Origin of the sequence: Mesorhizobium sp. M7A.F.Ca.US.014.04.1.1 (assembly GCF_003998745.1) — a bacterium.
Classification (GTDB): Bacteria; Pseudomonadota; Alphaproteobacteria; order Rhizobiales; family Rhizobiaceae; genus Mesorhizobium; species Mesorhizobium ciceri.
This window is the reverse complement of the sequence record NZ_RZRW01000410.1, coordinates 1-5,240: the sequence shown is the minus strand read 5'-3', so window position 1 is coordinate 5,240 and position 5,240 is coordinate 1. Positions and strand designations below refer to the sequence as shown.

Below are 5,240 nucleotides of genomic sequence, written 5' to 3'. Positions count from 1 at the left end.
TCGTTGGTCTGGGGCCATCGCGCGTCGCCATCGTTCTCGGCCATATATTGGTGGCGCTGCCGACGACCGTGGTGATCATGCGCAGCCGCTTCGCCGCCATCCCGAAAACCATTCGCGAGGCGGCACTCGATCTCGGCGCCTCCGACTGGACGACCTTCCGGCGGGTCATGCTGCCGCTCAGCCTGCCGGCCATCGTCTCGGCATTCATGCTGGCCTTCCTGATCTCCTTCGATGAATTCATCGTCGTGTTCTTCCTGGCCGGCACCGAGCCGACGCTGCCGCTCTACATCTGGAGCCAGCTGCGTTTTCCCCGGTCGCTGCCGACGGTGATGGCACTGGGCACTTCGATCCTGGCGGTGTCCTTCGTCATCGCTGCAGCAGCTGAAATCCTGCGCCATCGCGGCTTGTCCGCCACGGCGCCAAAGCCTGCGGATCCATCACAACCAAAACAAACCAAGAGAGGAGAACTGCAATGGCATTCGACCTGAAATCGATCTCTGCAAAGACTGTTTGCGCTGGATTGACGGCGTTCGCGCTGGCGCTGTCGTCGACCGTCGCTTTCGCCGGCGACAAACTGCAATATTTCACCTGGTCGGGCTATGAACTGCCCGACTTCAACAAGAGCTTCCTTGCCGCGCATCCCGATGGCGTCGAGGCCTCGATCTTCGGTGACGACGATGACGCCTTCACCAAGGTCAAGGCCGGCTTCCGACCCGACATTGCGCATCCCTGCTATGACAAGGTGGCGCGCTGGAACAAGGAAGGCCTGCTGCAGCCGATCGACACCAAGCGCATCAAGAACTGGGACTCGATCTTCCCGGTGTTCAAGAACCTGCCAGACCTGCAGGCTGGCGACGGCAAGGTCTGGATGGTGCCGTGGGACTGGGGCAACACCTCGATCCTCTACCGCACCGATCTGGTGAAGAACCCGGAAGCGAGCTGGAACCTTTTGTGGGACAAGCAGTATGCCGGTCGCATGGCGACGATCGACGCGGTGCATGACACGCCTGTCGTGGCGGCGCTGCTCGCCGGCGTCAATCCGTTCGACATGACGCCGGAGCAAATGGACAAGGTGGCCGAGAAGCTGCGCGAGCAGCGCCCGCTGCTCTCCAACTACACCACCGACATGACCTCCGTCGAACAGGCGCTGGCCAGCGGCCAATTGGTCGCCGCCATGACCTGGAACGCGTCGGCCACCTCGCTCAAGAAGCAGGGCGTGCCGGTCGAGTTCATGAAGCCCAAGGAGGGCATGCTGACCTGGGCCTGCGGCTTCGTGATGCTCAAGGACGCCAAGAATGTCGACCTCGCCTATGATTTCATCAACAGCCGGCTGGAGACGGATTCCGGCAAATACCTGATCGAGGCCTACGGCTATGGCAGCTCGACCAGTTCGGCCTTCGCGGCGGTGCCGAAGGAGGAGCTGGAGAAATTGCAGCTGCCGTCCGACCCGGAGGTGATGCTGAAGACCACCATCTTCACCGGACCGATGAAACAGAATGACGACCTCGCCAAGATGTTTGAGAAGGTGAAGGCGGGGGGATAAAGCTCCCCCTTCTCCCCTTGTGGGAGAAGGTGTCGCCGAAGGCGACGGATGAGGGGTGCTCCAGGGAACACCAGCGTCTCACTCCGCTGGAACACCCCTCAACCGTCTCGGCGCTGCGCGCCGATCCACCTTCTCCCACAAGGGGAGAAGGGAAAGCAAACGAGGACTAACGCATGGACATGCTGGACGAAACGGCTGAAAAGCCGAAGGACGATGCCGATGTGCGGGTCGGCAGGCGGGTGCGGGCGCTGCGGCTGGAGCGCAAGCTGTCGCTGGCCGATCTTGCGGCAAAGGCCGGCGTGTCGATCGGTGCATTGAGCCAGATCGAGCGCGGCATGTCCTCGCTGCGCGTCAAGGTGATCTGGCCGCTCGCCGCCGCCCTCGACATCGAGCCGTCGGCGCTGATCGCCGACGGCAGCGATACGGCGAACGACCTCTATTGCGTGCGTGCCGACAAGCGGCGGCAAATCCCGGTGAAATCGGAAGGCATTGCCAAGGCGCTGCTGTCACCCCCGGGCGCGACGCTGACCGGCATGCTGGTGACGGTGGAAGCCGGCGGCGGCACGGCCGAGGCCTATGCGCATGCCGGCCATGAATTCGGCTTCGTGCTGGCTGGTGAGGTCGAACTGGTGGTGGATTCGACAAAGTACGTGCTGAAGGCCGGCGACAGCTTTGCCTTCAAGAGCACGCTTTTGCATGCCTTCCGCAATCCGGGCGCCGAGCGGTGCCAGATTCTCTGGGTCAACACCACGAAGCCGTCCGAGGTTCGCGATGGCGCCTGATCCACTCGTCCGGCTGCAGGCGGTCTCGAAGATTTTTCCTGGCGGCATCGTCGGGCTCGACGCCGTCGATCTCGACATTATCAGCGGCGAGTTCATCACGCTGCTCGGGCCGTCGGGTTGCGGCAAGACCACCAGTCTGCGCGTCATCGCCGGTTTCGAAAGCCCGTCGAGCGGCAAGGTGCTGCTAGACGGCCGCGATATCACGGCACTTCGCCCGTTCGACCGGCCGGTCAATACCGTGTTCCAGGACTACGCGCTGTTCCCGCACATGAATGTTGCAGAAAATGTCGGCTTCGGTCTGTCGCTGCGCAAACTGTCTGGAGCCGAACAGGCTAAGCGCACCGGCGAAGCGCTCGACATGGTCGGTCTCGCCGACAAGCTTGGCGCCCGTGTCTCCGAACTGTCTGGCGGCCAGCGCCAACGCGTCGCGCTCGCGCGTGCCATCGTCTGCGAGCCGCGCGTGCTGCTGCTCGACGAGCCGTTGTCGGCGCTCGATGCGCATCTGCGCGAACAGATGCAGGTTGAGCTGAAGCGGCTGCAGTCGCGGCTTGGCACCACCTTCGTCATGGTCACCCACGACCAGACCGAAGCGCTGTCGATTTCCGACCGCATCGTCGTCATGAACAAGGGCCGCATCGAGCAGATCGCACCGCCGGCCACACTTTATGACCGGCCTGCCACGAAGTTTGTGGCGAGCTTCATCGGCACCATGAATCTCCTGCAATCACGGTTTGTCGGCCGCGATGGCGATCGCTTGCGTTTCACCGCCGGCACCCTGCCGCTGGAGGCTATTTCTGAAACCGGCGAGGCACCTGCCGAGGGCGCTACCCGCACCATCGGCGTGCGCCCGGAGGATTTGCTGGCGATGACCGAGGCCGCGCCCGGCACCGCACCGGCGCGCGTCAACAGCGTCGTCTTTCACGGCCGCACGCTGCGCCTGCATGCCGAACTCGGGCAGGGCGCACCTGTCGTCATCGACGCGCCGCGCCAGGCCGAGGGTTTTCGCTTCCAGGTCGGCGACGTGGCGCATATCAGCCTGCGCCGTGGCGCCAACTGCCCAGTGCTGCCAGGTTAGTTCATCGAACTCTAAAAACCGGGGCCAACTGGGCGATCCACGATTTCCTCGAGGTCGAGGGTATCATCGGCTGCTGGGCGTGAGCTCGAATAGATTCCAGGCTTGACTCAAGGAGAGCGTTCCTGTTTTGTTCCGGAATGGAGCAAAACAGGAGCGTTCTTTGCCGGGCGTGTGCGTATGTATCTGCAAGGCGAATTCGACTATGGACTTCCAGAGCCGCCATGGCGGCCTAAACGGCCCGAGCGCGTGTTCTTCGGTTTGTTTTTGCAGTCTAAGGACCATTCGCGCTTTGCCGATTGTCAAAATCGGCTATGCGGCCAATGCGGGGTAACCGGCGACCAACTGCTACCGGAGCGTTTTCACGTCAGCCTGCAGCATGTCGGTGATTACAAAAGGCTACGGTCCAAAATTCTTTTTGCGGCCGCCCGATCGGGACGGCGCATTGCGATGGCCCCGTTCGAGGTTACCTTTCGCTATGCCAGTAGCTTTCCCGGCCGACCGGCGACTAGGGGCAAGCCAGCCAAACACCCTTTCGTGCTTCTCGCCGATGACGGACCGGTTTGTGAGTTGAGCAGGAAGCTCGGCGTCGAAATGCTGCGCGAAGGCCTCAAGGCGTCAGATGGTTTCGTTCCGCATCTGACGCTTGCATATGACCGAAAACTTGTCCCCAAACAGCCTATGGGCCCAATCAGCTTTGTTGCACGAGAGTTCGTCCTTGTGCACAGCTTGCGCGGACTGAAGAAGTACGTTTTCCCGGAATGTTGGCCGCTGAGCGCGATGTGATGTGCTCACATCGTCGTCACATACTCCGAGCGATATCCATCATCCTGACATGGCTTGTCAGCTACCCCGTGGTCCGACGATGGCAGGCCAGCGAGTCGTTGCCTATTTGCAGTGCGTCTGAACAGGAGGAACGCAAATGACCATCGCGGAAATTGCCAAGGATTTTACCGAGCTGCTCAAGCAGGGCGAGAACGAAGCTGCCGCCGAGAAGTACAATTCCGACGATATCGTGAGCTACGAAGCCATGGAGGGGCCGATGGCCATCTCCCGTGGCAAGGAGGCTCTCAGGCAGAAGGGCCAGTGGTGGCAGGAGAACAATGAAGTCCATGGCGGCTCTGTCGAAGGCCCCTATGTCAATGGCGACCAGTTCGCGGTGCGCTTCAAGTTCGACATAACGCCCAAGGCTACCGGCGAGCGTGTCACCATGGATGAAGTTGGCCTCTACACGGTCAAAAACGGCAAGATCACCGAAGAGCGCTTCTATTATTGAGGCCGGACCCCCGGCTTCCGGCTCACATCGCTGCTGCATGATCTGGAGGTTAGACGGCCAGGACATTGTCCTGGCCGTCATGTGGAACGGAGATATGGCAACGGCTCTGGCAAATCGGGAAGGGCGGTTTAGTCTGTGGAACGGATTCGACAGTCAGCCAAGGAAGCACGCTTTTGACGATCACCATGTACGGCATCACCACCTGCGACACGGTCAGGAAGGCGCGCGTCTGGCTGGAAGGCCATGACGTAGCCTACCGGTTTCACGATTTCAGGGCCGAGGGACTGGACGCGAAGCGGCTGGATGGTTGGGCGGGCAAGGTCGGCTGGGAAAAGCTGCTCAACAAGGCGAGCACGACGTTCCGCGAGCTGCCGGACAAGGAAAAGCAGGGTCTCGACGAGAAGAGCGCCAAGGCGCTGATGCTGGCCAAGCCGACCATGATCAAGCGGCCGGTTCTGGAGGTAGGCGACCGGGTTATGGTCGGGTTCAAGGCTGATGTCTATGAGGCGGCGGTGGGGGAGTAGAGCTGCCTCTCGGTCCACGGTGTTCCGTGGCGCCCCCCTCTGT

General features: G+C 61.6%; 7 protein-coding genes. All 7 read left to right on the top strand.

Annotation, left to right across the window (positions count from 1 at the left end; all coding sequences use genetic code 11):
- The coding region (locus tag EOA22_RS23605; RefSeq protein ID WP_127390249.1) for an ABC transporter permease subunit at positions 1–488 on the top strand (488 nt) is incomplete at its 5' end.
- Entirely contained in the window at positions 473–1,543 is a 1,071-nt protein-coding gene (locus EOA22_RS23600; RefSeq protein ID WP_024502621.1) for an ABC transporter substrate-binding protein, read from the top strand. The genes EOA22_RS23605 and EOA22_RS23600, both read left to right, overlap by 16 nt.
- A 173-nt stretch (positions 1,544–1,716) precedes the next feature.
- The gene (locus EOA22_RS23595) at positions 1,717–2,325 is read left to right on the top strand and encodes a cupin domain-containing protein (protein ID WP_063167638.1); all 609 of its coding nucleotides are present in this window, start codon (positions 1,717–1,719) and stop codon (positions 2,323–2,325) included.
- Positions 2,315–3,400 (top strand): ABC transporter ATP-binding protein, encoded by a 1,086-nt coding sequence (locus EOA22_RS23590; protein WP_027164193.1) that lies wholly within the window; start codon positions 2,315–2,317, stop codon positions 3,398–3,400. The genes EOA22_RS23595 and EOA22_RS23590 overlap by 11 nt, the downstream gene beginning before the upstream one ends.
- Before the next feature lie 102 nt (positions 3,401–3,502).
- Positions 3,503–4,183, top strand: a complete 681-nt coding sequence (locus EOA22_RS23585; RefSeq protein WP_245441279.1) for a 2'-5' RNA ligase — start codon at positions 3,503–3,505, stop codon at positions 4,181–4,183.
- A 136-nt stretch (positions 4,184–4,319) separates the two neighbouring features.
- A complete protein-coding gene (locus EOA22_RS23580; RefSeq protein ID WP_013532858.1) occupies positions 4,320–4,673 on the top strand; it encodes a nuclear transport factor 2 family protein in 354 nt (117 codons plus the stop codon).
- 173 nt (positions 4,674–4,846) lie between these two features.
- Complete coding sequence (locus EOA22_RS23575; RefSeq protein WP_063167640.1) at positions 4,847–5,197, top strand: ArsC family reductase; 351 nt, start codon at positions 4,847–4,849, stop codon at positions 5,195–5,197.
- Positions 5,198–5,240: the final 43 nt, after the last annotated feature.

Bases quoted from the DNA above. Each gene is read 5' to 3' on its own strand.
- EOA22_RS23600 (WP_024502621.1), top strand. From the start codon at position 473: ATGGCATTCGACCTGAAATCGATCTCTGCAAAGACTGTTTGCGCTGGA.
- EOA22_RS23595 (WP_063167638.1), top strand. From the start codon at position 1,717: ATGGACATGCTGGACGAAACGGCTGAAAAGCCGAAGGACGATGCCGAT.
- EOA22_RS23590 (WP_027164193.1), top strand. From the start codon at position 2,315: ATGGCGCCTGATCCACTCGTCCGGCTGCAGGCGGTCTCGAAGATTTTT.
- EOA22_RS23580 (WP_013532858.1), top strand. From the start codon at position 4,320: ATGACCATCGCGGAAATTGCCAAGGATTTTACCGAGCTGCTCAAGCAG.